The sequence below is a fragment of the Streptomyces sp. BoleA5 genome, assembly GCF_000373665.1.
GTDB lineage: Bacteria > Actinomycetota > Actinomycetes > Streptomycetales > Streptomycetaceae > Actinacidiphila.
In genome coordinates this window covers 215315-242124 of record NZ_KB892156.1, presented here as the reverse complement: position 1 = coordinate 242124, position 26810 = coordinate 215315, and the positions used below count along the sequence as shown (strand labels likewise).

Annotated in this window: 27 protein-coding genes and 1 pseudogene; 22 read left to right on the top strand and 6 right to left on the bottom strand. The window is 71.6% G+C overall.

Going from position 1 to position 26810, the window contains the following annotated elements:
- Positions 1-333: pseudogene (locus tag B085_RS0140735) on the top strand (ABC transporter substrate-binding protein); the annotation flags it as partial.
- Between the two features lie 34 nt (positions 334-367).
- Here B085_RS0140735 and B085_RS0140730 read toward each other — a convergent pair.
- Positions 368-1039 carry a response regulator gene (locus B085_RS0140730; protein WP_026251955.1) on the bottom strand — a complete coding sequence of 224 codons (672 nt, stop codon included), beginning with the start codon at positions 1037-1039 and terminating at the stop codon, positions 368-370.
- Positions 1040-1055: 16 nt separating this feature from the next.
- Positions 1056-1907 (bottom strand): RecB family exonuclease, encoded by an 852-nt coding sequence (locus tag B085_RS0140725; RefSeq protein ID WP_018564355.1) that lies wholly within the window; start codon positions 1905-1907, stop codon positions 1056-1058.
- Positions 1908-2004: 97 nt separating this feature from the next.
- Between B085_RS0140725 and B085_RS0140720 the strand changes: the two genes are divergently transcribed.
- The 3 genes from B085_RS0140720 to B085_RS0140710 all read left to right on the top strand — a co-directional run bounded on the left by B085_RS0140720 (position 2005) and on the right by B085_RS0140710 (position 5319).
- Positions 2005-3234 carry a site-2 protease family protein gene (locus B085_RS0140720; protein ID WP_018564354.1) on the top strand — a complete coding sequence of 410 codons (1230 nt, stop codon included), beginning with the start codon at positions 2005-2007 and terminating at the stop codon, positions 3232-3234.
- Between the two features lie 431 nt (positions 3235-3665).
- Positions 3666-4574 carry a tRNA (adenine-N1)-methyltransferase gene (locus B085_RS0140715; RefSeq protein ID WP_018564353.1) on the top strand — a complete coding sequence of 303 codons (909 nt, stop codon included), beginning with the start codon at positions 3666-3668 and terminating at the stop codon, positions 4572-4574.
- A gap of 160 nt (positions 4575-4734) precedes the next feature.
- Positions 4735-5319 carry a hypothetical protein gene (locus B085_RS0140710; protein ID WP_026251954.1) on the top strand — a complete coding sequence of 195 codons (585 nt, stop codon included), beginning with the start codon at positions 4735-4737 and terminating at the stop codon, positions 5317-5319.
- Between the two features lie 4 nt (positions 5320-5323).
- Here the strand turns inward: B085_RS0140710 and B085_RS0140705 are convergent, their stop codons facing one another.
- Positions 5324-5614 carry a ferredoxin gene (locus B085_RS0140705; RefSeq protein WP_018564351.1) on the bottom strand — a complete coding sequence of 97 codons (291 nt, stop codon included), beginning with the start codon at positions 5612-5614 and terminating at the stop codon, positions 5324-5326.
- 240 nt (positions 5615-5854) lie between these two features.
- On the opposite strand from B085_RS0140705, the gene arc reads away from it, so the two are divergent.
- From arc to prcA, 6 genes are all read left to right on the top strand, one after another.
- Positions 5855-7621 carry a proteasome ATPase gene (gene arc / locus B085_RS0140700; protein ID WP_026251953.1) on the top strand — a complete coding sequence of 589 codons (1767 nt, stop codon included), beginning with the start codon at positions 5855-5857 and terminating at the stop codon, positions 7619-7621.
- 206 nt (positions 7622-7827) lie between these two features.
- The gene (gene dop / locus B085_RS0140695; protein WP_343308838.1) at positions 7828-9339 is read left to right on the top strand and encodes a depupylase/deamidase Dop; all 1512 of its coding nucleotides are present in this window, start codon (positions 7828-7830) and stop codon (positions 9337-9339) included.
- Positions 9340-9475: 136 nt separating this feature from the next.
- A complete protein-coding gene (locus B085_RS0140690) occupies positions 9476-9694 on the top strand; it encodes a ubiquitin-like protein Pup (RefSeq protein WP_026251952.1) in 219 nt (72 codons plus the stop codon).
- Between the two features lie 6 nt (positions 9695-9700).
- Positions 9701-10345, top strand: coding sequence for an endonuclease VII domain-containing protein (locus B085_RS47960; protein WP_202471314.1), 645 nt, complete (start codon positions 9701-9703; stop codon positions 10343-10345).
- Positions 10297-11142 carry a proteasome subunit beta gene (prcB, locus tag B085_RS0140680; protein ID WP_026251950.1) on the top strand — a complete coding sequence of 282 codons (846 nt, stop codon included), beginning with the start codon at positions 10297-10299 and terminating at the stop codon, positions 11140-11142. The genes B085_RS47960 and prcB overlap by 49 nt, the downstream gene beginning before the upstream one ends.
- Positions 11143-11191: 49 nt before the next feature.
- Positions 11192-11989 (top strand): proteasome subunit alpha, encoded by a 798-nt coding sequence (gene prcA, locus B085_RS0140675; RefSeq protein WP_018564346.1) that lies wholly within the window; start codon positions 11192-11194, stop codon positions 11987-11989.
- Between the two features lie 61 nt (positions 11990-12050).
- Here the strand turns inward: prcA and B085_RS0140670 are convergent, their stop codons facing one another.
- Positions 12051-13058: a LacI family DNA-binding transcriptional regulator gene (locus B085_RS0140670; protein WP_018564345.1), complete on the bottom strand. Its 1008-nt coding sequence runs from the start codon at positions 13056-13058 to the stop codon at positions 12051-12053.
- 120 nt (positions 13059-13178) lie between these two features.
- Between B085_RS0140670 and B085_RS0140665 the strand changes: the two genes are divergently transcribed.
- From B085_RS0140665 to B085_RS0140615, 11 genes are all read left to right on the top strand, one after another.
- The gene (locus tag B085_RS0140665) at positions 13179-14426 is read left to right on the top strand and encodes an MFS transporter (RefSeq protein WP_018564344.1); all 1248 of its coding nucleotides are present in this window, start codon (positions 13179-13181) and stop codon (positions 14424-14426) included.
- Between the two features lie 9 nt (positions 14427-14435).
- Complete coding sequence (pafA, locus tag B085_RS0140660; protein WP_018564343.1) at positions 14436-15797, top strand: Pup--protein ligase; 1362 nt, start codon at positions 14436-14438, stop codon at positions 15795-15797.
- Positions 15798-15909: 112 nt separating this feature from the next.
- Entirely contained in the window at positions 15910-16896 is a 987-nt protein-coding gene (locus tag B085_RS0140655; protein WP_026251949.1) for an FKBP-type peptidyl-prolyl cis-trans isomerase, read from the top strand.
- Between the two features lie 39 nt (positions 16897-16935).
- Positions 16936-17307 carry an FKBP-type peptidyl-prolyl cis-trans isomerase gene (locus B085_RS0140650; RefSeq protein WP_018564341.1) on the top strand — a complete coding sequence of 124 codons (372 nt, stop codon included), beginning with the start codon at positions 16936-16938 and terminating at the stop codon, positions 17305-17307.
- Between the two features lie 193 nt (positions 17308-17500).
- Positions 17501-18475, top strand: a complete 975-nt coding sequence (locus B085_RS0140645) for a helix-turn-helix transcriptional regulator (protein ID WP_018564340.1) — start codon at positions 17501-17503, stop codon at positions 18473-18475.
- Positions 18476-18493: 18 nt separating this feature from the next.
- The gene (locus tag B085_RS0140640; RefSeq protein ID WP_018564339.1) at positions 18494-19441 is read left to right on the top strand and encodes a helix-turn-helix transcriptional regulator; all 948 of its coding nucleotides are present in this window, start codon (positions 18494-18496) and stop codon (positions 19439-19441) included.
- An 8-nt stretch (positions 19442-19449) separates the two neighbouring features.
- Entirely contained in the window at positions 19450-19737 is a 288-nt protein-coding gene (locus tag B085_RS45315) for a hypothetical protein (RefSeq protein ID WP_018564338.1), read from the top strand.
- A 19-nt stretch (positions 19738-19756) separates the two neighbouring features.
- A complete protein-coding gene (locus B085_RS0140630) occupies positions 19757-19957 on the top strand; it encodes a hypothetical protein (protein WP_018564337.1) in 201 nt (66 codons plus the stop codon).
- Between the two features lie 272 nt (positions 19958-20229).
- Positions 20230-20523: a Sec-independent protein translocase subunit TatA gene (gene tatA / locus B085_RS0140625; RefSeq protein ID WP_018564336.1), complete on the top strand. Its 294-nt coding sequence runs from the start codon at positions 20230-20232 to the stop codon at positions 20521-20523.
- Between the two features lie 112 nt (positions 20524-20635).
- Positions 20636-21523, top strand: a complete 888-nt coding sequence (gene tatC, locus B085_RS0140620) for a twin-arginine translocase subunit TatC (RefSeq protein WP_018564335.1) — start codon at positions 20636-20638, stop codon at positions 21521-21523.
- A 144-nt stretch (positions 21524-21667) separates the two neighbouring features.
- Complete coding sequence (locus tag B085_RS0140615; protein WP_018564334.1) at positions 21668-22561, top strand: diacylglycerol kinase; 894 nt, start codon at positions 21668-21670, stop codon at positions 22559-22561.
- Between the two features lie 24 nt (positions 22562-22585).
- On the opposite strand, the gene B085_RS45310 is transcribed toward B085_RS0140615, so the two are convergent.
- Positions 22586-23791, bottom strand: coding sequence for a PucR family transcriptional regulator (locus B085_RS45310; protein WP_018564333.1), 1206 nt, complete (start codon positions 23789-23791; stop codon positions 22586-22588).
- Positions 23788-25050: a PucR family transcriptional regulator gene (locus tag B085_RS45305; RefSeq protein ID WP_018564332.1), complete on the bottom strand. Its 1263-nt coding sequence runs from the start codon at positions 25048-25050 to the stop codon at positions 23788-23790. Before B085_RS45305 ends, B085_RS45310 begins: the two co-directional genes overlap by 4 nt.
- A gap of 360 nt (positions 25051-25410) precedes the next feature.
- On the opposite strand from B085_RS45305, the gene B085_RS0140600 reads away from it, so the two are divergent.
- A complete protein-coding gene (locus tag B085_RS0140600; RefSeq protein ID WP_026251947.1) occupies positions 25411-26679 on the top strand; it encodes an ABC transporter substrate-binding protein in 1269 nt (422 codons plus the stop codon).
- The last annotated feature ends 131 nt before the right edge of the window (positions 26680-26810 follow it).

The following is a 26810-nucleotide window of genomic DNA, read 5'->3' as shown; positions in this document are numbered from 1 at the left end:
TACGTACGCGGCTGGGTCCCGGACTACCCCGACCCGGACAACTTCACCGCCCCCTTCTTCGGCGACGGCAACGTCCTGGGCAACAACTACGTCAACAAGAAGATCACCGGCGAGCTGCTCCCGCGCACCGCCGCCGAGGCCGGCCGCGCCGCCACCTCCGCCGACTTCGAGGAACTGCAGAACATGGTCGCGGACGACGTGCCGATCATCCCGCTGTGGCAGGGCAAGCAGTACGTCGTGTCCCGGGACAACATCAACGGCCTGGAATGGACCCTCGACCCCTCCACCGTCTTCCGCTTCTGGGAGATCCAGAAGGGCGCCTCGACCTCCTAGCCGGCCCCGACGCGACGCACCACGCCCCGGGACGCTACTGCGCTCCGGGGCGCACCAGTCCGCTCTCGTACGCGTACACCGCCGCCTGCACCCGGTCGCGCAGCGCCAGCTTCGTCAGCACATGACCCACATGGGTCTTCACCGTCGTCTCGCTCACGAACAGCTCCGCGGCGATCTCCGCGTTCGACATGCCGCGCGCCACCAGCTTCAGCACCTCGACCTCCCGGTCGGTCAGGGTGTGCAGCGCCTGCGGCACCGGCTCCTCGCCCGACGGCAGCCGCCCCGCGTACTTGTCCAGCAGCCGCCGCGTGATGCTCGGCGCGAGCATCGCCTCACCGGCCGCGACCACCCGGATCGCCTGCACCAGCTCGTGCGCCGGGGCGTCCTTCAGCAGGAAGCCGCTCGCGCCCGCGCGCAGCGCCTCCACCACGTACTCGTCGAGATCGAACGTGGTCAGCACCAGCACCTTCGCCGGACCGTCCCGTCCCGGCCCGGTGATCTGCCGGGTCGCCTCCACCCCGTCCATCCGCGGCATGCGGATGTCCATCAGCACCACATCGGGCTGCAGCACCCGCACCTGCTCCAGGGCCTGCTGGCCGTCCCCCGCCTCGCCGACCACCGCCAGGTCGCCCTCGGCCTCCAGGATCATCCGGAAGCCCGTGCGCAGCAGCGGCTGGTCGTCCACCAACAGGACGCGAATAGCCACAAGATCTCCTTCGCCCTCAGGACTCCCCATTCTTCCCCACGACGGGCAGCGGATACGGTGGGGGAGTCCCCCCGAAGGAGGGGCACACCGCCTGGTGGTCGCACCAGTCGCACAGCCGGCTCGGCCGCGGCCGCCAGTCACCCGATTCCGTGGCCCGCCTGATCGCCTCCCACAGCGCCTCCAGCTTCCGGCCCACCGCCCGCAGCTCACCCTCCGACGGGTCGTACGTCAGCACCTCGCCGCTGCCCAGGTAGACCAACTGCAGCCGGCGAGGCACCACCCCCCGCAGCCGCCACAGCACCAACGCGTAGAACTTCATCTGGAACAGCGCCTCGTCCGCGTACTCAGGCCGCGGCGCCTTGCCGGTCTTGTAGTCCACCACCCGCAGGTCACCCGAGGCCGCCGCGACGTCCAGACGGTCGATGTACCCGCGCAGCGTCAGCCCCGACTCCAGCTCCGTCTCCACGTACAGCTCACGCTCGGCCGGCTCCAGCCGCGTGGGATCCTCCAGCGAGAACCACCGCTCGACCAGCCGGGCCGCCTCCTCCAGCCACTGCGCCAGCCCCTGACCGTCCTCCGCGGCGAACAGCTCCGACAGCTCCGGGCGCTCCTCCAGCAGCCGCTGCCACTGCCCCGGCACCATCGCCCGCGCCCGGTCCGCCGTCCGCTCCGCCGCCGGCACGTCGAAGAGGCGCTCCAGCACCGCGTGCACCACCGTGCCCCGCGTCGCGGCCTGGCTCGGCTTCTCCGGCAGCTTGTCGATCACCCGCAGCCGGTACAGCAGCGGGCAGCGCATGAAGTCGGCCGCGCGCGACGGCGACAGGGAGGACGGCGGCCTCGGAGGAACGGCTTCGGTGGTGGTGCCCATGGCAGGACCCTACGGGGTGGCGCCGACAGCCGGTGTCGGGTCCCCGCAACCGGGCAATACCATCGACGTCGGAGCGTCAGCGACACGAGGGGAACCAGTGAGCGAGAGCCAGCAGCCGCCGCCGGGCGGCGAGAGGACTCCCGGACCCGACGACGGGCCCGCCAAACGTCCCCCGGGACCCGGCGGCGGCATCCTCATGGGCCGCTTCTTCGGCGTGCCCGTCTACGTCGCGCCCAGCTGGTTCCTCGTCGCCGCCCTCATCACCTGGGTGTTCGGCGGACAGCTCGACCGCGTCCTGCCCGAGCTCGGCGGCGCCCGCTACCTCGTCTCGCTCTTCTTCGCGGTCGCCTTCTACGCCTCCGTGCTCGTCCACGAACTCGCCCACACCGTGGCCGCCCTCCGCTTCCAGCTCCCCGTACGCCGCATCCAGCTGCAGTTCTTCGGCGGCGTCTCCGAGATCGAGAAGGAGTCCGAGACCCCCGGCCGCGAATTCGTCCTCGCCTTCGTCGGCCCCCTGCTCTCCCTCGTCCTCGCCGGGGTCTTCTACCTCGGCATGTACGGCGTCGACCCCGACACCGTCCCCGGCGTCCTGCTCGCCGGACTCATGATCAGCAACCTGCTCGTGGCCGTCTTCAACCTCCTGCCCGGCCTCCCGCTCGACGGCGGCCGGATGCTCCGCGCCGTCATCTGGAAGATCAGCGGCAGGGCCATGACCGGCACCGTCGCCGCCGCCTGGACCGGCCGGGCCCTGGCCATCGCCGTCCTCGTCGGCCTGCCCCTGCTCTCGTACGCGGGCGGCATGAGCGACGGCGGCGACGGCGCCACCGGCTTCGACTCCCTCACCGACGCCCTGCTCGCGGCCATCCTCGCCGCCATCATCTGGACCGGCGCCGGCAACAGCCTGCGCATGGCGCGGCTGCGCGAGCACCTGCCCGAACTCCAGGCCCGTGCGCTCACCCGGCGCGCCCTGCCCGTCGCCTCCGACACCCCGCTGTCCGAGGCCCTGCGCCGCGCCAACGAGGCCGGCGCCCGCGCCCTCGTGGTCGTCGACGGCCAGGGCACCCCCACCGCCCTGGTCCGCGAGGCCGCCATCGTCGGCGTCCCCGAGCACCGCCGCCCCTGGGTCGCCGTCTCCGGCCTCGCCCAGGACCTCAAGCCCGGCATGAAGCTCTCCGCCGAACTCGCCGGCGAGGACCTCCTGGACACCCTGCGCGCCACCCCCGCCACCGAGTACCTCGTCGTCGAGAACTCCGGCGAGGTCTACGGCGTCCTGTCCACCGCCGACGTCGAGAAGGCCTTCCTCGCCGCCATGGCCAGACCTTCTTAGGGCTCGGTTCGCCTCCGGGGCGCTCCAGACGGTGTCGACGGTCGACCGTGCTCGGTCACTCGTTCCTCGCGACCTCCGCGCGCGCTCTCCACTCTCGACACCGTCCGCGCCCCTTCGGCTCACTCGCCGAGGCGGCCCTCCCACGGGCGCACCGGAACAAGCCGCATGGACGGCTGCCTCGCTACGGTGCGGCCGGACGGCGCGCAAGTGTGGCCCGGCGAGTGAGCCGAAGGGGCGCGCGCCTGTCGAAAGGGAGTGGGGGCACCTCCCAGCGGTAGCCGGGGGAGCGCGCAGGCTCCGAGGAACGAGGAGCCGAGCACGGTCGACCGTCGACAGGCGCAGAGGGCGCCCCGGAGGCGAACCGAGCCTCAAAGAGGGGAGCGCCCCGGAGGCGAACCGAGCCCCAAAAAAACACCGGTAGGCTTGTCCGCATGTCCGAACCGACCGGTGCCGCCCGCCGACGCGGGCCCTTCAAGGTCGGGGACCAGGTCCAGCTCACCGATCCCAAGGGACGCCACTACACGTTCACGCTCGAGGCCGGGAAGAACTTCCACACCCACAAGGGTTCCTTCCCCCACGACGAGCTGATCGGCGCCCCCGAGGGCAGTGTTGTCCGAACCACGGGAAACGTCGCCTACCTCGCGCTGCGCCCCCTGCTCCCCGACTACGTCCTGTCCATGCCCCGCGGCGCCGCCGTGGTCTACCCCAAGGACGCGGGGCAGATCCTGTCGATGGCCGACATCTTCCCCGGCGCACGCGTCGTGGAGGCAGGCGTCGGCTCCGGCTCGCTCAGCATGTTCCTGCTGCGCGCCGTCGGCGACCAGGGGATGCTGCACTCCTACGAGCGCCGCGCCGACTTCGCCGAGATCGCCACCCAGAACGTCGAACGGTACTTCGGCGGCCCGCACCCCGCGTGGCAGCTCACCGTCGGCGACCTGCAGGACAACCTCAGCGACACCGAGGTCGACCGGGTCATCCTCGACATGCTCGCCCCCTGGGAGTGCCTGGAGGCCGTCTCCAAGGCGCTGGTCCCCGGCGGCATCCTCTGCGCCTATGTGGCGACCACCACCCAGCTCGCCCGCACCGTCGAGGCGATCCGCGAGCACGGCACGTTCAACGAGCCGTCCGCCTGGGAGACGATGGTCCGCACCTGGCACATCGAGGGCCTGGCCGTTCGCCCCGACCACCGCATGATCGGGCACACCGGGTTCCTGCTCACCGCCCGCCGTCTCGCCGACGGCGTCGAGCCCCCCATGCGGCGCAGGCGCCCGGCGCCCGGCGCGTACGGCGAGGACTACACCGGCCCGGGCGGCGGCAAGCCGGCCACCGGCGGAGCGTAACCACCCGACCCCGAAGCGCCGTCGCCGGACCCCCGGCGGCGGCGCTTCGTCACACCCCGTGGACATCTCCCGAAACACGGGCCCCGGTCGTACCAACTGACTGTGACCTGTGGCACGATGCTGGCCACCCCGCTCGACCAACTCCACAGGAGACAGGCGCGTGCAGCCATCCGCAGGGCCGGCCCTCCCGCACACCCGAGCCCGCTCGGTGCACTGGATCACGACCGCCGCGGTGATCGCCGCCGTCATAGGCAGCGCCGCACTCGTGCAGCCCGCCGGCGCCTCCACGGGCAGGCCCGCCGCCGACGCCAAGGCCGCCGAGCCCCCGTCCGCCGCCGTCACGCCCCCGGACCCCGGCGCCGCCCACTTCCCCCTGGAATGCGCCGGCGCCCCCGTGGACGTCGTGGACCGGGCCTCGGCGGACCTCGACGGGGACGGCCGCCCCGAGACCGTCGCCGTCGCCCGCTGCCACTCCGGGAGCGGCACCCCGCCCAGTGGCCTGTACGTGCTGTCGGCCGATCCGGCCGCCGCCGCCCCCCGCATCGTCGAGACGCTCGTCGACCCCAAGGAGCAGCGCAGCTTCAAGGGGCTGCGCATCGACGGCCGTACCGTACGGGCCACCGTCCTCGGCTACTCCACCGACGACGTGCCCCGATGCTGCCCGGACCAGCAGCGCGACTACAGCTGGGAATGGCGGTCCGGCACCTACTACGAGATCCCCGGACCGCTCGCGAACAGCGTGTGACAGATCACTCCGCGTCGGGTCCGTACAGCTCTACACTGTCCGAAACCCGACGCACGTGAATGCAGTCGCCAGGGCAGTCCCTGGCCGAATCCACCACATCGGTCAACAGCGGCAGCGGAACCGGGACGGTCGCCCCGGGTGCCTGACGGAGTTCGGCGTCCTCGCCCTTCACATAGGCGAGCCCGTCGATGTCCAGCTCGAAGACCTCGGGCGCGTACTGCACACAGATGCCGTCCCCGGTGCACAGGTCCTGATCGATCCAGACCTCAAGCGCCTCGACGACTTCGTTGCTCACCGGTACCTCGCCTGCCGTTCATCGTTCGGGAAGGGACAGCCCTTGACGGGCGTTGACCGAACCGACGATACAACCGGCCGCTTTCGGATGGTGATGGCTGGGTATCTCCCTGGCGGGAGGACGTGCGCAAGGGTGAAGATCGGACACACCCAGGACGTCTTTGTGATCTAGGGGTTTCAACCCCTACTGGCCCAGGTAGGGTCTGGAAGCGTCCAGCTCCCCTTGGAGGAGGTGAGGACCGTGGCGGCCCACGACGACGACATCAACCGTGGCGGCCGACCCGCTCGTGGATCGGAAGACCCCATGAGCCAGGTCGCCTTTCTTGAGCAGGAGATCGCCGTCCTGCGACGTAAGCTCGCCGACTCTCCGCGGCACACGAGGATTCTCGAGGAGCGGATCGTCGAGCTGCAGACCAACCTGGCAGGCGTGTCCGCTCAGAACGAGCGGCTGGCGAACACCCTCCGCGAGGCCCGCGACCAGATCGTGGCCCTCAAGGAGGAAGTGGACCGGCTCGCACAGCCCCCTGCCGGATTCGGTGTGTTCCTGCAGGCGAACGAGGACGGAACGGCGGACATCTTCACCGGCGGCCGCAAGCTGCGCGTGAACGTCAGCCCCTCCGTCGAGCTGGACGACCTCCGGCGCGGCCAGGAAGTCATGCTCAACGAGGCGCTCAACGTGGTCGAGGCCATGGAGTTCGAGCGCATCGGAGACATCGTCACCCTCAAGGAGATCCTCGAGGACGGCGAGCGGGCCCTGGTCATCGGGCACACGGACGAGGAGCGGGTGGTGCGGCTCGCCGAGCCGCTGCTGGACGGCACCCTCCGCGCCGGCGACGCGCTGCTGCTCGAACCGCGCTCCGGATACGTCTACGAACGGGTCCCCAAGAGCGAGGTCGAAGAGCTCGTCCTCGAAGAGGTCCCCGACATCGACTACCGCCAGATCGGCGGCCTCAGCAACCAGATCGAGCAGATCCGCGACGCCGTCGAACTGCCCTACCTGCACGCCGAGCTGTTCAAGGAGTACGAGCTCCGCCCGCCCAAGGGCGTGCTCCTCTACGGCCCCCCCGGCTGCGGCAAGACACTCATCGCCAAGGCCGTCGCCAACTCCCTTGCGAAGAAGGTCGCCGAGGTCACCGGGCAGCCCCAGGGCAAGAGCTACTTCCTGAACATCAAGGGCCCCGAGCTGCTCAACAAGTACGTCGGCGAGACCGAGCGGCAGATCCGCCTGGTCTTCCAGCGTGCCCGCGAGAAGGCCAGCGAGGGCACCCCCGTCATCGTCTTCTTCGACGAGATGGAGTCCCTCTTCCGCACCCGCGGCTCCGGCGTCAGCTCGGACGTGGAGAACACCATCGTCCCCCAGCTGCTCGCCGAGATCGACGGCGTCGAGGGCCTGGAGAACGTCATCGTCATCGGCGCCTCCAACCGCGAGGACATGATCGACCCCGCGATCCTGCGGCCCGGCCGCCTGGACGTGAAGATCAAGATCGAGCGGCCGGACGCCGAAGCGGCCAAGGACATCTTCTCCAAGTACCTCGTGACGACCCTCCCGCTGCACGGCGAGGACCTCTCCGAACACGGCGGGTCGCCCGGAGCCACCGTCGAGGCCATGATCCAGTCCGTGGTCGAGCGCATGTACTCCGAGTCCGAGGAGAACCGCTTCCTGGAGGTCACCTACGCCAACGGTGACAAGGAAGTCCTCTACTTCAAGGACTTCAACTCCGGCGCCATGATCCAGAACATCGTGGACCGGGCCAAGAAGATGGCGATCAAGGCCTTCCTCGACCACAACCAGCGCGGTCTGCGCGTCTCCCACCTGCTCGCCGCGTGCGTCGACGAGTTCAAGGAGAACGAGGACCTGCCCAACACCACCAACCCGGACGACTGGGCCCGCATCTCCGGCAAGAAGGGCGAGCGGATCGTGTTCATCCGCACCCTCGTCACCGGAAAGCAGGGTGCCGACACCGGTCGCTCCATCGACACCGTCGCCAACACGGGTCAATACCTGTAACACGCGACCACCCTCCGGCTGCGGGTGCCCACGCAGGGGCACCCGCAGCCGGAGCATTTCACCCGGCATCACCCAGGAAAGCGCGTAATGATCTCCCCACCACCGCCATCGCGTTCTAGGCTCAGCGGTACCGCACGAGGGCCGATCGCGAAGCGGTACTTGAGCGACCGGCCCAGCACGGGCCGCAGCCGGGCAAGGAGGGCCGCATGACCGTACGGCGAGTAATGGGCATCGAGACGGAGTACGGGATCTCCGTCCCGGGCCACCCGAACGCCAATGCCATGCTCACCTCGTCCCAGGTCGTCAACGCCTACGCGGCGGCGATGCACCGGGCGCGCCGCGCCCGCTGGGACTTCGAGGAGGAGAACCCACTGCGGGACGCCCGCGGCTTCGACCTCGCCCGCGAGGCCGCGGACACCAGCCAGCTCACCGACGAGGACATCGGCCTGGCCAATGTCATCCTCACCAACGGAGCCCGGCTCTACGTCGACCACGCCCACCCCGAGTACAGCGCCCCGGAGGTCACCAACCCCCGCGACGCCGTCCTGTGGGACAAGGCCGGCGAGCGCATCATGGCCGAGGCCGCCGAGCGCGCCGCCCAGCTCCCCGGCGCCCAGCCGATCCACCTGTACAAGAACAACACCGACAACAAGGGCGCGTCCTACGGCACCCACGAGAACTACCTGATGAAGCGGGAGACCCCCTTCTCGGACATCGTGCGCCACCTCACGCCCTTCTTCGTCTGCCGCCAGGTCGTCACCGGCGCCGGCCGCGTCGGAATCGGCCAGGACGGCCACGACCACGGCTTCCAGATCAGCCAGCGCGCCGACTACTTCGAGGTCGAGGTCGGTCTCGAGACCACCCTCAAGCGCCCCATCATCAACACCCGCGACGAGCCCCACGCCGACGCCGAGAAGTACCGCCGGCTGCACGTCATCATCGGCGACGCGAACCTGTCCGAGATCTCCACCTACCTCAAGCTCGGCACCACCGCCCTCGTGCTGTCGATGATCGAGGACGGCTTCATCAACGTCGACCTCGCCGTCGACCAGCCCGTACGCACCCTCCACCAGGTCAGCCACGACCCCACACTGCGACGCCTCGTCACGCTGCGCAGCGGCCGGACGCTGACCGCCGTCCAGCTCCAGATGGAGTACTGCGAGCTGGCCCGCAAGTACGTCGAGGACCGTTTCGGCACCGACGCCGACGACCAGACCAAGGACGTCCTCGGACGCTGGGAGGACGTGCTCAACCGCCTCGAGGGCGATCCCATGAGCCTCGCCGGCGAACTGGACTGGATCGCCAAGCGCGAGCTCCTCGAGGGCTACCGGCGCCGCGACTCCCTGGACTGGGACGCCGCCCGCCTCCATCTCGTCGACCTCCAGTACGCGGACGTACGCCCCGAGAAGGGCCTCTACAACCGCCTGGAGGCCCGTGGCCGCATCCAGCGGCTGGTGACCGAGGAGGAGGTGTCGCGGGCCGTGAGCAAGCCCCCGGAGGACACCCGCGCCTACTTCCGCGGCCGCTGCCTGGAGCAGTACGCGGACGACGTCGCGGCGGCCTCCTGGGACTCCGTGATCTTCGACCTCCCCGGCCGGGACTCCCTGCAGCGCGTCCCCACGCTGGAGCCGCTGCGGGGCACCCGCAACCACGTCAAGGAGCTGCTGGACCGCTGCCGCACGGCCGAGGAGCTGGTGCGGATCCTGTCGGGCGGCTGAGCAGGGCTGAAATCCGTCCGAACCGGGAATCATCGGGGTGGCCCCCGGACGTTGGGCAATACCGGGGGCCGAAGTCAGACCCTCCTTGTAGGGTCTGATCTTGTAGGACATGGACACCGAGCGGGGTGAGGGACACATGGCTACCAAGGACACCGGCGGCGGGCAGCAGAAGGCCACGCGTTCGACCGAGGAGGTCGAGGAGACCGCGCAGGACGCGCAGGGCGCCTCCGACCTCAAGGAGCGGCAGGAGAAGCTGTCGGACGACGTGGACTCCGTGCTGGACGAGATCGATGACGTCCTCGAAGAGAATGCCGAGGACTTCGTACGTTCGTTCGTACAGAAGGGCGGAGAGTAGATCAACTTGGACGCGCCGGAAAAGCAGTGCCGCGACTGCGGCGAAGCGAAAGCGGCATCGGATTTCTGGCGGTCCAAGTCTTCGCCCGACGGACTGTCGTACTACTGCAAGCCGTGCGGCAGCCGCCGCAACGCGGCAACGGCGCGACGGCGTGCGGAACGGGAGGGGCGTACGACGCGCCCCTCCCGCGGTCCGCGTGAGGCCGTTCCCGAGGGTCACCAGCGATGCCCGGACTGTGAGCAGGTTCTGCCGCTCACGGCCTTCCCCCGAAACCGCAACACCAAATCCGGCTTCGCCACCTACTGCAAACCGTGTCAGAACGCGAGGTCCCGTGAGTCCCGGGACCGGTTGCACGGCGGTAGCCGGCACTACCACCTGAAGCGGCGCTACGGTCTCGGAGCCGACGACGTCGAAGCGAAGATCAAGGAGCAGTTCGGAATCTGTCCGATCTGCCTAACTCCCGGCCCGCAGCATGTGGATCACGATCACCGTACGGGTAAGGTGCGATCAGTGCTCTGCTTCAACTGCAACGGCGGTCTGGGGCAGTTTAAGGACAACCCAGAACTGCTGCGTCGTGCAGCGGACTACCTGGAAGGAAACGTGTGGAAGCCAACACTCGTAGCACCGGGCGTCTACCAGCTGCCTTCCTGACGCCTGGCTCGTCCTCGTTCGTGGACTTCCTGGGGGCGCACGCGCCGGACATGCTCCCGGGCAATCGCACCCTGCCCGCCGTGAAGGGGGCCGTCGAGCTGCCGCACGGGACGACGATCGTGGCCGCGGCCTTCGCCGGCGGCGTGGTGCTCGCCGGTGACCGGCGGGCCACGATGGGCAACGTCATCGCGCAGCGGGACATCGAGAAGGTGTTCCCGGCCGACGAGTACTCGGCGGTCGGCATCGCGGGCACGGCGGGCCTGGCGGTGGAGATGGTTAGGCTGTTCCAGCTGGAGCTGGAGCACTACGAGAAGATCGAGGGCGCCACGCTCTCGCTGGAGGGCAAGGCGAACCGCCTGTCGACCATGATCCGGGGGAACCTGGGGATGGCGCTGCAGGGGCTGGCGGTGGTGCCGCTGTTCGCCGGTTACGACACGGACCGGGAGAAGGGGCGGATCTTCTCCTACGACGTGACGGGCGGTCGTTCCGAGGAGCACGGCTTCGCGGCGACGGGTTCGGGTTCGGTGTTCGCGCGGGGTTCGATGAAGAAGCTGTACAAGCCGGATCTCACGGAGTCGCAGGCGACGACGCTGGTGGTCCAGGCGCTGTACGACGCGGCGGACGACGACTCGGCGACCGGTGGCCCGGATCTGGGGCGGCGGATCTATCCGATCGTCACGGTCATCACCGACGAGGGCTTCCGCAAGCTGACCGAGGCCGAGTCGTCGGAGATCGTCCGGGCCGTCCACGAGCGGCGGCTGGAGCTGCCGGACGGCCCGCGGGCCGAGCTGCTCTGACCGGTCGCCCGAGATGCACTCGCTACTGACAGAAAGGGACGGATAGCCGGTGTCGACGCCGTTCTATGTCTCACCCCAGCAGGCCATGGCCGACCGTGCCGAGTTCGCCCGCAAGGGCATCGCGCGCGGGCGCAGCGTCGTCGTGCTGCAGTACACCGACGGCATCGTCTTCATCGCCGAGAACCCGTCCCGCGCCCTGCACAAGGTCAGCGAGATCTACGACCGGATCGCGTTCGCGGCGGTGGGCAAGTACAACGAGTTCGAGAACCTGCGGATCGGCGGGGTGCGTTACGCCGATCTGCGGGGTTACACCTATGACCGGGACGACGTGACCGCGCGTGGTCTGGCGAACGTGTACGCGCAGACGCTGGGCACGATCTTCTCGAGTGTGGGGGAGAAGCCGTACGAGGTGGAGCTGATCGTCGCGGAGGTGGGTGCGGACTCCTCGGAGGACCAGATCTACCGGTTGCCGCACGACGGTTCGATCGTGGACGAGCACGGTGCGGTGGCGGTCGGTGGCAACTCGGACCAGATCGGCAGTTACCTGGATCAGCGGCACCGTGACGGTATGACGCTGGCGGAGGCGCTGAAGCTGGCGGTGGAGTCGCTGAGCCGGGACAGCAACGGCAGTGACCGGCAGCTGACGGCGGAGCAGTTGGAGGTCGCGGTGCTGGACCGTACGCGGCCGCAGCAGCGCAAGTTCAAGCGGATCCTGGGCCGGCAGTTGTCGCGGTTGCTGGAGGGGGAGGGGGCGGCGCCGTCGGTGGAGAAGGCGGAGAAGCCCGCTGCGCCGGCTGCTCCGGCCGAGGGGGACGACGATCTTCCGGAGCTCGACGAGGACGTGTGACGGGCTGAGGCCCGCTTCCGACGCCCCGGTCGCCTTTTCGGCGGCCGGGGCGTCGGTCGTTTCAGGGGTGGCGCGGTGGGGCTGTGGAGCCGCGTACGACGAGCCGGACGGGGAGTTCGGTGCCGGTGGCGGGGCGGTCGGCGAGGGTGTCGAGGAGTGCGGTCATGCCCTGGGCGCCGACGGCGTCGGCGGGGAGGGCGACGGTGGTGAGTTCGGGTTCGACGGCGGTGGCGAGGGCGGAGTCGTCGTAGCCGGTGACGGAGACGTCGTCGGGGACGCGGAGTCCGTGGCCGCGCAGTGCCTTGCAGGCGCCGACGGCGAGGACGTCGTCGTCGCAGATCAGGGCGGTGGGGGGTGGGCCGGGGCGGGCGAGGAGGCGTTCGGTGGCCCGGCGGGCGTCCTGGTAGGTGAGGGGGGAGCGTTCGGTGGGCGGTGTGGTGCCGAGGGCGCCGGCGAGGGAGTGGGCGCGTTCGCGGAAGGTCCAGGTGTCGATGTCTGCGGCGAGGTGGGCGATGCCGCCGGGGTGGTGGCCGAGGCCGAGGACGTGCCGGGTGATCTGGTGCATGCCGTCGGCGATGGCGAGGTTGACGGTGGCGGCGGGGCCGGGTTCCGCGGGGTCGGCGTCGAGCATGACGAGGGGGAGTCCGCCGTCACCGATGGCGGCGAGGGCGTCGGCGGCCATGGAGGAGGCGATCACGCCGTCGAGGGCTGCGCGGGCGGAGCCGAAGGGGTCGCGGGCGGGGCCCACGCCTTCGGGGGAGGGGTAGAGGACGACGCCGAAGCCGTGGTCGTCGGCGACGCGGGCGGCGCCGGTGTAGACGCGGGCGAAGTACTCGTTGGTGAGGGTGGGTACGACCAGGAGCGCGGTGCGGGTGCGGCCGAGGCGGAGGTTGCGGGCGGCGAGGTTGGGCCGGTAGCCGAGGTCGCGTGCGGCGGTGCGGACGGTGTCGGCGGTGCGTTCGGAGACGCGGCCACGCCATTTGTCGCCGAGGACGAGGGAGACGGTGGCCTGGGAGACGCCGGCGGCGCGTGCGACGTCGCGTGAGGTCGGGCGCGCTGTGTCGGTCACCGTGGGGCCTCTCTCGGGGGGTCGGGGGTGTGGGCGCGGGGTTGTGCGCTGGACCGGTGGACTGGGCTCATGGTACGTATGACCCACGGCGTTATACGTACAACCTCCGAAGGGGCGGGCATGGGGACCGGTTACGCGGACCTGTTGCGGGCCGGGCACGCGGTGCGGCTGCTGACCGGCACGCTGGTCGGCCGGCTGCCGAACGCGACGGCGGCCCTGGGCATCGTGCTGCTCACGCGGGCGCAGGGCGGCGACTTCGCCCTCGCGGGGGCGCTGTCGGCCGTCTACGGCCTCGCCAACGCCGTGGGGCAGCCGCTGCTGGGCCGGGCGGTGGACCGTCTGGGGCAGCCGAGGGTGATGTTCCCGGCGGCGGTGGCCTCGGCCGGGGGCATGGCCGTCTTCGCGCTCTGCGGGCCCCGTCCGCTGCCCCTGGCGTACGCCGCGATGCTCGTGGCGGGTTTCTTCACCCCGCCCCTGGAGGGCGGGCTGCGGGCGCTGTGGCCGGGGGTGCTGAAGCGGGAGGACCGCATCCATGCCGCCTACGCGCTGGACGCCGCCGCCCAGGAGGTCATGTTCGCGGTCGGGCCGCTGCTGGTGACGCTGCTGGTGGCGGCGTTCTCGGAGACGGCGGCGCTGCTGTGGATCGCGGGGGTCGGTGTGGCGGGGGCGCTGAGCGTGGTCACCTCGCCGCCGTCGCGGGCGTGGCGAGCGCAGCCGCGCACCCCGGACTGGCTGGGGCCGCTGCGCGCGCCGGGGCTGCGGGCGCTGGTCGGTTCGTTCTTCTTCGTGGGGCTGGCGCTGGGCTCGATCGCGGTGGCGGCGGTGGCGTACGCGGACGGGCACGGGGGCGGGACGGTCTCCAGCTATGTGCTGTCGGGGATCGGCGCCGGGGCGCTGGCGGGCGGGGTGTTCTACGGCGCGCGGCAGTGGGCGGGGGTCCCCGAGCGGCGGCTGCGGGTGCTGGTGGCGGGGCTCGCCGTGGGGTACCTGCCGCTGGCGCTGGTGCCGGGTGTCCCGCTGATGTGCGGTCTGGCGGTGCTGGCGGGCCTGTTCCTGGCCCCCGCGCTGGCCTGCGCGTTCGTGGTGGTCGACCGGCACGCCCCGGTGGGCACGGTGACGGAGGCGTTCTCATGGATCGTCACCACGTTCGGGGTGGGCGCGGCGCTCGGCACGGCGGTCGCGGGACCGGCCGCGCAGTACGGCGGGGCCGCGGCGGCCTTCGGTGTGGCGGGGGCCGGCGGGGTGGTGGCGCTGGCCGTGCTCCTGGCCTGTGGGCGATACCTCAAGCCCCCGGAGCCGGCAACCGGGACGGAAAAAGATCGAATCGCCGTGGTCGAACCCGGTTTGAGGTCCACGCATCAGGCGTAAGGTCTCTTCATGGACCGCCGCATTTTCGGGCTGGAGAACGAGTACGGCGTCACGTGCACGTTCAGGGGACAGCGGCGTCTGTCCCCGGACGAGGTGGCGCGGTACCTCTTCCGCCGTGTCGTGTCATGGGGTCGCAGCAGCAACGTCTTCCTTCGCAATGGCGCCCGTCTCTACCTCGACGTGGGTTCGCACCCGGAGTACGCCACTCCCGAGTGCGACGACGTGACGGAACTCGTCACCCACGACAAGGCGGGGGAGCGCATCCTCGAGGGCCTCCTGGTGGACGCCGAACGGCGCCTGCACGAGGAGGGCATCGCGGGTGACGTCTACCTCTTCAAGAACAACACCGACTCCGCGGGGAACTCCTACGGGTGCCACGAGAACTACCTCGTCGCCCGGCACGGTGAGTTCTCCCGCCTGGCGGACATCCTGATCCCCTTCCTGGTGACCCGGCAGTTGCTGTGCGGCGCGGGCAAGGTGCTGCAGACCCCGCGTGGCGCGGTCTACTGCGTCAGCCAGCGCGCGGAGCACATCTGGGAGGGCGTCAGCTCCGCCACCACCCGTTCCCGGCCCATCATCAACACCCGGGACGAGCCGCACGCGGACGCCGAGCGCTACCGGCGGCTGCACGTCATCGTGGGCGACTCCAACATGTCCGAGACGACCATGCTGCTGAAGGTCGGCGCGACCGACCTGGTGCTGCGCATGATCGAGGCGGGCACCGTGATGCGGGACCTGACGCTGGAGAACCCGATCCGGGCGATCCGCGAGGTGTCGCACGACATAACGGGCCAGCGCAAGGTCCGCCTCGCCTCGGGCCGGGAGGCCTCGGCCCTGGAGATCCAGGAGGAGTACTACTCCAAGGCGGTGGACTTCTGCGACCGGCGCGGCATCCGCAGCGGTGTCATCGAGCAGGTCCTCGAACTGTGGGGCCGGACCCTTGAGTCCATCTCCAGCGGTGACCTGGACAAGATCGGCACCGAGATCGACTGGGTGATGAAGTACCGCCTGATCGAGCGGTACCGGGCGCGCGACAACATCACGATGTCGCACCCGCGCATCGCGCAGATAGACCTCGCCTACCACGACATCCACCGCCGCCGCGGGTTGTACTACCTGCTGGAGAAGCGGGGTCAGGCCAAGCGGATCTGCAACGACCTGAAGATCTTCGAGGCCAAGTCCGTGCCGCCGCAGACGACGCGGGCACGGCTGCGCGGCGATTTCATCCGCCGCGCGCAGGAGCAGCGGCGCGACTTCACGGTCGACTGGGTGCACCTGAAGCTCAACGACCAGGCGCAGCGCACCGTGCTGTGCAAGGACCCCTTCCGGTCGGTGGACGACCGGGTGGAGAAGCTCATCGCCGGCATGTAGCGGCGGTGGCGTGGACGACGCGGGGCCCCGTACGTGTTCGTACGGGGCCCCGCCCACGCCGTAGAGTGGCGCGCACGCCAGACAACGCAAGATCGACCTGATGGGGATCCCCGTGCGCCGACGCTCTCTTCTCCTCGCCGTCCCTGCCGGACTGCTCACCCTCGCAGGGTGCGGTGACGACAAGTCCGGCAAGCCGGCGGCCAGCGCCAGCCCATCGGGTCCCGCGTCCTCCTCCGCGCCGGTGAAGATCGTGGACGGCCCCCTTCCGGACATCACCGCCGGCACGAAGTTCGGCGAGAAGCCGACGGTCGCCAAGGGTTCGGGCGCGCCGAGCAAGGACCTGGCCGTCAAGACGGTGATCCAGGGCAGCGGCACCACCGTCGCCGAGGGCGACTACCTCCAGGCGAACTACCTCGGCCAGGTCTGGGACACGGCCAAGGTCTTCGACAACTCCTGGGACCGGGGCGCGCCGGCGATCTTCCCGATCGGCGTCGGCCGGGTCATCCAGGGCTGGGACAAGGCCCTGGTGGGCAAGAAGGTCGGCGACCGGGTCGAGCTGGCGATCCCGCCGAACCTGGGCTACGGCGAGCAGGGCCAGCCGGACGCCGGCATCAAGGGCACCGACACGCTGGTGTTCGTCGTGGACGTGGTGGACACCTTCAACGGCAAGAGCTCCGCCAAGGGCAAGGCCGTCGCGCAGAACGACGCCAAGCTGCCCAAGGTCGGCACCAACACCGACGGCAAGGCGCCCTCCATCGAGGTGCCCAAGACGGCCGCACCGACCAAGCTGGTCGCCAACTACGTGCTGGAGGGCGACGGCCGCCCTGTCAAGCCCACCGACACGCTGCTGCTGCAGTACAAGGGCGTGGTGTGGGACGGCGGCAAGGAGTTCGACTCCAGCTACAAGAACGGCCAGTTGGCCCAGTTCCCGCTGCAGCAGCTGATCAAGGGCTGGCAGGAGGGCCTCGCGGGCAAGAAGGTCGGCAGCCGCGTGATGCTCGTGGTGCCGCCGGACCTCGGCTACGGCGACAAGGCGCAGCCGGGCATCCCGGCCAAGTCCACGCTGGTGTTCAGCCTCGACATCCTCGCGGTGATGTAAGACTAGGCAGGTTGTCCGCACCTCTTTAGGAGCACGTACGTGAGCATCGAGAAGCCCGAGATCGACTTCCCCGGCGGCGAGCCGCCGGCCGAACTGGTGATCAGGGACATCTGGGAGGGCGAGGGCGCCGAGGCGAAGGCGGGTCAGAACGTCACCGTCCACTACGTCGGTGTCGCCTTCAGCACCGGCGAGGAGTTCGACGCCAGCTGGAACCGCAACTCGCCCTTCACCTTCCCGCTGGGCGGCGGCCGGGTCATCAAGGGCTGGGACCAGGGCGTGCAGGGGATGAAGGTCGGCGGTCGTCGTGAGCTGACCATCCCCGCGCACCTCGCCTACGGCAACCAGAGCCCGAGCCCGCTCATCAAGGCAGGCGAGACGCTGATCTTCGTGGTGGACCTGCTGTCCGTCTGACCGGTACGTCCGGCAGGACCACGCCCCGGAGCCCCCGCCGACCGGCATCGCCGGCCCGGCGGGGGCTCCGTCGTGCCCGGCGCGGAGCCGCAACGGTGCGGGCGGTCACCGGAACCGGCCTTCGCTTCAGGCCCGCGGCCCGGTCGCGATAGGGTCTCGAGGGAGAGCTGAAGAAGGAAGAAGGTTGCGTCGAGTGGCGATTGCCAAGGCCGAGCGGCTGATGAACCTGGCGCTGTGCCTGATGAACACCCGGCGCCCGGTCAGCAAGCGGGAGCTGCGGGCGTCCATCGAGGCGTACCACGAGATCGGCTCCGACGAGGCGTTCAACCGCATGTTCGAGCGGGACAAGGACGACCTGCGCGAGCTCGGCATGGTCATCGAGACGGTGGAGAGCCTCGACGGTGAGATCGGCTACCTCGCCCGCCGCGACCGCAACCGCCTCCCCGAGATCGCCCTGGACGCCGAGGAGGCCGCCGCGCTGAGCCTGGCCGCCAAGGTCTGGCAGCAGGCGCGCTTCGCCGAGGCGGCCAGCGGCGCCCTGCAGAAGCTGCGGGCCGCGGGCGTCCCCTTCCACGACGAGGGCGACGACGAGGGCGTACGGGAGCCGTCCGGGCACAGCGCCCTGGAGCCCCGCATCCCCACTCCCGAGCCGGCGTTCGAGCCGCTGATGGTCGCCACCCGCGAGCGCCGCCCCGTCGCCTTCGACTACCGCAAGGCCAACGCCGTGCGCCCCGAGCCCCGCCAGGTCGAGCCCTGGGCGCTGGAGTGCTGGCGCGGCCACTGGTACCTGGCCGGCTGGGACCGCGACCGGACGGCCGTGCGCGTCTTCCGGCTCTCCCGGATCACCGGCCGGGTCCGTACCCGCGGCGGCGCCTTCACCACCGAGGTGCCCGACCACGTCGACGTCCGCGCCACCGTCGCCAGCTGGGCCGGCGAGGGCGCGACCGCGACCGCGAGGATCCGGCTGCGCCGCGACTCCGGGTACCCGCTGCGGGCCCGCGCGGTGGAGACACTCCCGGTCGACGCCGACTGGGACGAGCTGGAGATCCCGTACGGGCACGGACTGGACGCCTGGCTGGTGGAGTTCGGCCCGGACGTGGTCGTTCTGGGGCCCGACGAGTTGCGGGCCGATGTCGTGGACCGGCTGCGCGCCGTCGCCAAGGGCTGAGCGGGGGAGTACGGAGAGATGGCCAACGCGATCGACCAGACGCGCCGGATGCTGTCCCTGGTCACCTATCTGCGGGAGCGCCCGGGCGCCCGCGTGAGCGACGTGGCGCGGGCGTTCGGGGTCACCGAGGCCGAGCTGATCGGCGACCTGAACGTGCTGCCGCTGTGCGGCACGAGCTTCCGGGGCGGCGACCTGCTCGACATCGACACCGACGGCGAGCGGATCTGGTGGCACAACGTGGACGACGTCGCGCAGCCGCTGCGGCTGGCCGCCGACGAGGCCGCCGCGCTGCTGGTCGCCGCCCGCGCCGTCGCCAACCTGCCCGGACTGCGCGAGAGCGACCGGCAGGCGCTGCTGCGCGCCACCGCCAAGATCGAGGGCGCGGCCGGTGAGGCCGCCGGAGCGTCCTCCCGGCTGTCGGTCACCTTCGAGTCGGAGGGCAGCGTCTTCGCCGACGTCGACCGCGCCATCGCCGAGCGGCGCCGCCTGTGGATCCGCTACTACTCGCCGTCCCGCGACGAGCTCACCGAGCGCGAGGTCGACCCGATCCGCCTGTTCGCGGTCGGCCACACCTACTTCGAGGGCTGGTGCTACCTGTCGGAGGACCGGCGCACCTTCCGGCTCGACAGGGTCGCCGAGATCCGGCTGCTGGACACGCCCAGCGACCCGCCGCGCATCGAGCCGCGCGACCTGTCGCAGGGGCTGGTGCAGCCGGCCGGCGACGACCCGGAGGTCGTGATCGAGGTCGGCCCCGGTGGCCGCTGGGTCGCCGAGTACTACCCGCACGACCTCGCCGAGGAACTCCCCGACGGCGGGCTCCGGATCACCCTGCGCACCCCCGACCCGGGATCGCTGCGCCGTCTCGCGCTGCGGCTCGGCCGCGACGGGCGCATCGTGTCCCCGGCCGGTCTCGCCGGCAGCGCCCGCGACGCCGCCGCCCAGGCCCTCGCTGCCTACGGCGAGTGAGCGCCGGCATGGACGACCTCGACACGCTCGACACCCTCGGCACGGTCGGGCGCCTCGGCGACCCCGCCGCGACCCCGCCCGAGGTGATCTTCCGGGCCTCGTGCCCGGAGTGCCGCACCAGCTCCGAGCTGTCGGCCGACGCCCTGAGGCTGGCCATCGGCGGCAGCCACCGCACGACCTTCTACTCCTTCACCTGCCCCGACTGCGGCTCCTCCGTCCGCAAGCCGGCGGGCGACCGCATCGTGGAGCTCCTCACCGACGGCGGTGTCCGCACGATGCGGCTGCACACCGGCTGAGCCGCTACGCTCGGCTGCCATGTGGTGGCTCTACCTCTACGTCGGCCTCGCGACCGCCGGCCTGCTCGTGCTCGGTGTCCTCGCTCTTCGTGTGTACGCCGAGGTGCGCGGCCTCGCCCGGCAGGTGGGGCGCAGCAGCGACCGGGTGCTGCATGCCTCCGAGGACCTGCGCCGCGCCGCGGAGCCGCTGGCCCGCGGCGCCGGCGACCTGTCCCGCTGACGCCGGCCCCGCCGTCGTCGCCGTGCCGCCGAGGGCGCCCGGAAACGCCGGGTAAGCGCTGTCCGGCGCACTCTCGTCCTTCCTCGTCCAGGAAGGTACGCTGCTGAGGTTGCCCCGGAAGAGCGCGGCGGGGTGGCAACGGCAAGGACGCCGGGGGATTGCCAGGCGTTTACCCCCGCACGTTACGATCGCTGGCAGAGCGGACACCGTGTCCACGGACCCGGGGCCCGCTGCTCAAGAACCCATGCCGCCTCGGTGAGAAGGTAAAGCTTATGTTCGGCAGGCTCGGCGCCCCTGAGATCATCCTCATCCTTGTCGTCGTTCTGCTGCTGTTCGGGGCCAAGCGTCTCCCCGACATGGCCCGCGGCCTTGGGAAGTCGATGCGCATCCTGAAGAGCGAGGCGAAGGCGATGAAGTCGGACGACTCCGCCGCCCCGCAGGCGGCCCCGGCCGACGCGCCCGCCGACGCCCAGGCCGCGCCGAGGACCATCCAGGCCGCGCCCGGTGACGTCAACAGCGCCCGCCCGGTCTCCGAGACCCAGCAGCCCCGCCAGACGCAGGGCTGACACGACGGCACAGGTACGGGCCGCCGGCGGGTACGCCGGCCACCGCGTGAGATGAGGACCTGGGTTGCTCAAGTCTGCCCGCGTTAAGCCGTCGAAGGACCCCGACGGGCGCATGCCGCTCGTGGAGCACCTGCGCGAGCTGCGCAACCGGCTCGCCAAGAGTGTGCTCGCGATCGTCGTGGTGGCGATCGTCGCCGCCTTCTACAGCCAGCAGCTCCTGGAGTTCCTGGCCTCCCCGGTGCCCAAGTGCGGCCCCGGGGTCGTCAGCAGCGGCGGCAACTGCGCCATCGTCACGTTCGACTCGCTGACGGCGCCGTTCGCCCTCACGATGCAGGTCTGCTTCATGGCAGGCGTCATCGGCGCCAGCCCGGTGTGGCTTTACCAGCTGTGGGCCTTCATCGCCCCCGGCCTGCACCGGCACGAGCGCAAGTACACCTACATGTTCGTGGGCGCGGCGCTCCCGCTGTTCCTGGGCGGCGCCCTCCTCGCCTACAAGATCATGCCGGTCAGCATCAAGGTGCTGATCAGCTTCACGCCCGAGGGCTCGTCCAACCTGCTGAAGCTGGACGGTGTGCTGGACTTCACCATCCGCATGGTGCTGGTCTTCGGCCTCGCCTTCGAACTCCCGCTGCTCCTGGTCATGCTGAACCTGGTCGGCATGGTCAGCGGCCGCCGCATGGCGGGTTGGTGGCGCGGTGTGGTCATGGGCGTCTTCGTCTTCGGTGCCGTGGCGACGCCGACCACCGACCCGGTCAGCATGATCGCCCTGTCCGGTCCGATCGTCGTCCTCTACTTCTGCGCGGTCGCCTTCTCACTGTTCAACGACCGGCGCCGGCGCTGGCGCAACCCCGACGCCGACCTCTCCGACGACGAGGCCTCCGAGCTGGACCTCACCCCGGAGGCGATCGGCCCCGGTGAGCGTGTCTCGGCCTCCGTTCCCGAGCAGCCGGGACCCGTCGAGGACGGACGCCGCTCCGGCGACTTCGACGACGCGACCTGACGCCGCGGAACCCCGAGGGGGCCACGCCCGGACATCCGGGCGGGGCCCCCTTGTCATGGGGCGCGCGCCGGCCGGGGCCGCCCCTGCGCACGAAGGGGCGGCCGTGATCTCGACGGCTCGGCTACCGCAGGGTAGGGTCCGCGCGTGACCAGCGAGATCACCATCGTCTCCAACCCCACCGCGGGCCGCGGACGCGGCGCCGGCGCCGTGGGACCGGCCGCCGGCGCACTGCGCCGTGCGGGCTTCGGCGTGCGCACCGTCGTCGGCACCGACGCGGCGGACGCCCTCGCGCGGGCACGCGAGGCCGTGGCGGACGGCACCGGGGCCCTGGTCGTGGTCGGCGGCGACGGCATGGTGTCGCTGGCCCTCCAGGCCGTGGCGGGAACCGGCACGCCGCTCGGCGTCGTCGCCGTCGGCACGGGCAACGACTTCGCGCGGGCGACCGGGCTTCCGATACGCGAGCCCGCGGCCGCCGGGGAGGCGATCGCCCGGGCCCTGAAGGAGGAGTCCGTCCGCGAGATCGACCTCGGCCGCGCGGGCGAACGGTGGTTCGGCACGGTCCTCGCCTCCGGCTTCGACTCCCGGGTCAACGACCGCGGCAACCGGATGCGCCGGCCCAGCGGGCGGCTCCGCTACGACATCGCGATGCTGGCCGAACTGGCCGCACTGCGCCCCATCCCGTACCGCATCACCCTCGACGACGGCGCCGAGCAGGAGATCGAGGCCACCCTCGTCGCCGTCGGCAACGGCACCTCGTACGGCGGCGGCATGCGGATCTGCGCCGGTGCCGAACTCGACGACGGGCGCTTCGACATCTGCGTGGTCGGGCCGTGCAGCCGCGGCACGCTGCTGCGCGTCTTCCCCCGGGTCTACCGCGGCACCCATCTCGGCCACCCCGTGGTGACCGTGCACCGCGCCGCCGCGATCACGCTCGCCGCCGACGGCATCACCGGCTACGCGGACGGCGAGCCCCTCGGCCCCCTGCCGCTGACCGCGCGGACCGTCCCGCGGGCGCTGCGGCTGCTGGCGGCGCGGTAGTTGACCGCGCGGCGGCGGGCCCGCTCAGGCGGCGGGGGCGGAGCGCAGGACGTCGACGGCGAGGGTGAGGTCGACGAGGTCGCGGGGGTGGGCGAGGCGGCGCCCGGTGAGGAGTTCGAGGCGGCGCAGGCGGTTGAGGACCGTGTTGCGGTGGCAGTCCATGCGTTCGGCCGCGGCGCGCGGGGAGCCGTCGCACTCCATCCAGGTGGCGAAGGTGAGCAGCAGGGACTCGCGTTCCTCGTCGGGCAGTCGCCGCAGCGGGCCGAGGACGTGTTCGGCCAGCTCGCCGGCGAGCCGCCGGTCCGCGGCGGCCACGACCGTCGGCATCCGGTCCTCCCACAGCGCGACCTCGCCGTCGAAGGCGCACGTGGGCAGGGCCAGTTCGGCGAGTGTCAGGGCCCGGTGCAGTTCTGCCAGGCCGTGTACGACCGGGCTGACCCCGGCCCGCAGTCCGGGGACCGCGCCCAGGAGCGCGGCGAGCGTCCCGGGGGAGCGGTCGCCGAGCAGGACGACCAGGACCTCGCCCGAGCCGCGGGGCACCCGCAGCACCCTGCTGCCTGCGCCCACCGGGAAGGCGTCGCCGCCGGGCGTGCCGGAGGCCGAGGCCCGCACGCTGGTCACCGCCACGACGAAACGGCCGTCGCCCGGCACGCCCAGGGCCTGCGCGGCGGCGCGCACGCCGAGGCTGTCGGTGCGCCCGTCGAGCAGCGCCTCCAGCACGCGGGCGGCCCTGCTGACGCCGCCGTCGGCGGTGGCGTCGCCCAGGCCCTCCTGGTAGACGTCGGCCAGGATCGCGGCCGTGCGCTCGCGGAACCCCCACATCCGCGGGGCGATGTGCACCATGAGCGGGATGCCGCCGGGGTGGTGCGCGGCGACGGTGTCGACGAGTCCCTGCCACACGACCGCGCCGCCCACGGCGAAGACGTGCGCCAGCAGTTCCGGCGGCATGCCCTGCGCGGCCTGGCGCCGACCGGCCTCGCGCATGTACCGGGCCGCGTCCGCGTCGCGCTCCGGGTCGACGAGCCGGTCCAGGTGCATGGTGATCATCGTCGCGAAGCCGCCGAGGGAGCAGTCGGGGTCGCCGGCGTGGTCCACAAAGCCGGGGACCTCGGTGTGCAGCCGCGCCGTGACCTGCTCCGAGAGCTCGCCGACGCGTTCCTTCATGCGCAGCGCCGCCGTTCGCAGCAGCTCCCTGGCCGCCTCGTCCCGGGTCTGCGGACGCGCCGTCACCGGGGCGGCCGGGGGCCGTGCGCCGCGGAGATCCGCTCGGCGTCCAGGGCGAGTGCCAGGTGCACCACGTCGCGGGGCCGCGCCACGGAGCGGCCGGTGAGCTCGTCCAGCCGCCGCAGCCGCCGGCGCACGGTGTTGGCGTGGCAGAACAGGGCGGCCGAGGCCTTCTCGACGGAGCCGCCGGCCTCCAGCCACGCCTCCAGGGTCTCCAGGAGCACGCCGGCCTCCGCGGCCTCCACCTCCCGCAGCCCGCCCAGCACCGCGACGGCGACCTCGCTCGCGACGTCCGGGCGGCGGGCGAGCAGCCCGGCCGGGTAGCGGCGGTCGAGGACGGCCACCTCGCCGTCCCGGGTGCAGGTGCGCAGAGCGAGTTCGGCGAGTTCCCTGGCATGGCCGACCGCGCCCAGCCGGTCCACCTCCGGGCTCAGCCCGGCACGCGTCCCGGCGGGCACCTGAAGCGCGGCCGCGAAGTCACCGAGCGTCAGGTCGCCCACGTCCAGGTCGGCGAGGAGCACCTCGCCGCCGATCGGGAACGCCCGGTGCACCCGCACCCGGGCGGGCACCGTGCTCTGCCGCACTACGGGCAGGGAGGTCCCGGCGGCGCCGCGGACGACGGCGACCGCGAAGCGGCCGTGCTCGGGCAGGCCCAGGGCGTCCGCAGCCTCGGCGATGCCGGTGGCGTCCACCCGCCCGGCGAGCAGGCCTTCCAGCGCCCTGCGGCCGCGCTGCCGGTGGAAGGTCACCTCGCCCCGGGCGCGCAGGTAGGCGTCGGCCATCAGCCGGCTGTCCCGCTCGAACAGGTCCCAGACCTCCGCCGCCGCGCGGGCGATCAGCCGCGTCCCCGCGGGCCCCTGGCCCTCCCCGGCCCGGACCAGCGCGAGCCACAGCGCGTCACCGGCCGTACGGCAGGCGCCCATCATCGGCTCCAGCGGGAAGTCCTGCCAGGCCCGGCGTTCCCCCACCCACGACAGGTACTCGGCGGACACCGCGGAACGCCCCGGATCGGCGAGCGAGTCGAGGACGGCGGCGACCGACCCCTCGGTCTCCTCCAGCAACCCGGACGGGGCCAGCGCGGGCTCCCGGTAGGCCGGGTGCCGGTCCCGGATCCGCTCGACGATGTGCGCCGCCACCGGCCCCACCTGCCCGCGCACCTGCAGCGCGGCGGCTCGCAGCACGTCGTGGTGCTCCCGTCCTGAGGCGCCCGAGGCGCCCGTGGTGCTCGCGGTGCGCATCGGACGCGTCGGCGCGGGGCTGGCCATCCGACCTCCCTCTCGGCTCTCCGGGCGCTCCCGGGGCGCGGGGCGCGGGGTGCGCGGTTCTCGCACGGGCATTCCTACCGGCTGGTAGCCCCGCCCGGAAGGCAGGTGACGCAAACGTGACCGGCGTCCGGACGGAACCCACACATCACCGAAGACACGGTCTACGGGACGGTACGGGCGGTGCCGCTGCACAGCCGCGCCCCGCCGCCGTTGGGAACCGCGACCAGAAACGCCCCCGCCCCTCGCCGAACCGGCCTCGGTCTCTTCCCATGGAGCTCCCGCACCACCGGCCCCGCGGCGGTGGCCGCCTCCGCGCCCGCGGCGGTCGCCCGCGGTCCCACCCCCAGGAGCAAGCACACCGTGACCCGGAAACAGCGCCTCAGGTCCACCGTCGTCCTCACCGCCGCCCTCACCTGCGTGCTCACGGCCTGCGGCGGGGAGACCGGTACCACCGCGGACGACGGCCCGGTCGACGCCAACGGCGTGACGACCGGGCCCGGCGTCACCGACTCCACCATCACCCTGGGCGTCCTCACCGACCTGTCCGGCCCGTACGGCCCCCTGGGCCGCTCCGTGCTGCAGGCCGAGAAGCTGTACGTCGACCAGGTCAACGCCACGGGCGGGGTGTGCGGCCGCAAGCTGAAGCTGCTCGTCCGCGACCACGGATACGACGTCGAGAAGGCCGTCGTCCAGTACAACGAGATGGAACCGAGGATCGCCGCGATGCCGGGTCTGCTCGGCTCGTCGATCATCAACGTCCTGCTCGACAACATCACCAACGACGACGTGATGACGACGTCGCTGGGCTACTCCTCGAACCTGCTCGGCCAGCACACCCTGACGACGATCAACACCACGTACGACATCGACATGGTCAACGGCTTCGAGTACCTCGTCGAGACCCGGGGTCTCGGGCGCGGCGACCGGATCGGCTACCTCTACCTCGACGGCGACTACGGCAGCAACGCGCGGCGCGGGGCCCGGTTCGTCGCCGACAAGCGCGGCCTGACCCTGGTCGAGAAGAAGGTCGGGGACACCCGCGAGGACCTGTCGCGAGAGGTGCGCGAACTCGCCGAGTCCGGTGTGAAGGCCGTCCTGATCAGCACCAGCCCCCCGCAGACCGCCTCGGCGGTCGGCACCGCCGCCGCGATCGGACTCGACGTGCCGTTCCTCGGCAGCGCCGTCGGCTTCGACCCGCGGCTGCTGAAGACCCCCGCGGCGCCGGCGCTGCTGAAGATGCTGGAGCTCGTCGCCCCCACCCCGGCGCTGAGCAGCGACGCGCCCGAGGCCGGGAAGCTCGTCGCCGACTACCGGCGCCGCTACCCGGGGTCCCCACTGGACCAGGGACTGGTGACCGGGCACAACTCGATGGCCGTGGCCGTCCAGGACCTGAAGTCGGCGTGCGGGGCCAAGGACCTCAGCAGGACCGGCATCGTCGAGGCGCACCGCCGGCAGAAGGAGTACGACCCCGGGCTGGGCCCGGCCCTCGACTTCTCGGACGCGTGGCAGCCCAGCGCCACCCAGAGCTACATCGTCAAGCCCCGGCAGGGCGTGCCCGGCGGCCTGGCAGGGGTGAGGGACGCCTTCAAGGTCCCGTTGGTGGCGGAGTACATCGCCGTGATGATCTGAGCCGCCCGCGGGGCGGCGCGCGGAGCGAAGGGCGCGAGTGCACGGGTGCACGGGTGCACGGGTGCGGGGCGGGTTCGCGGGGGGTGGGATCCCACGACACGCCCGGTTCCCGCGCCGTGGGTTTTGCTTCG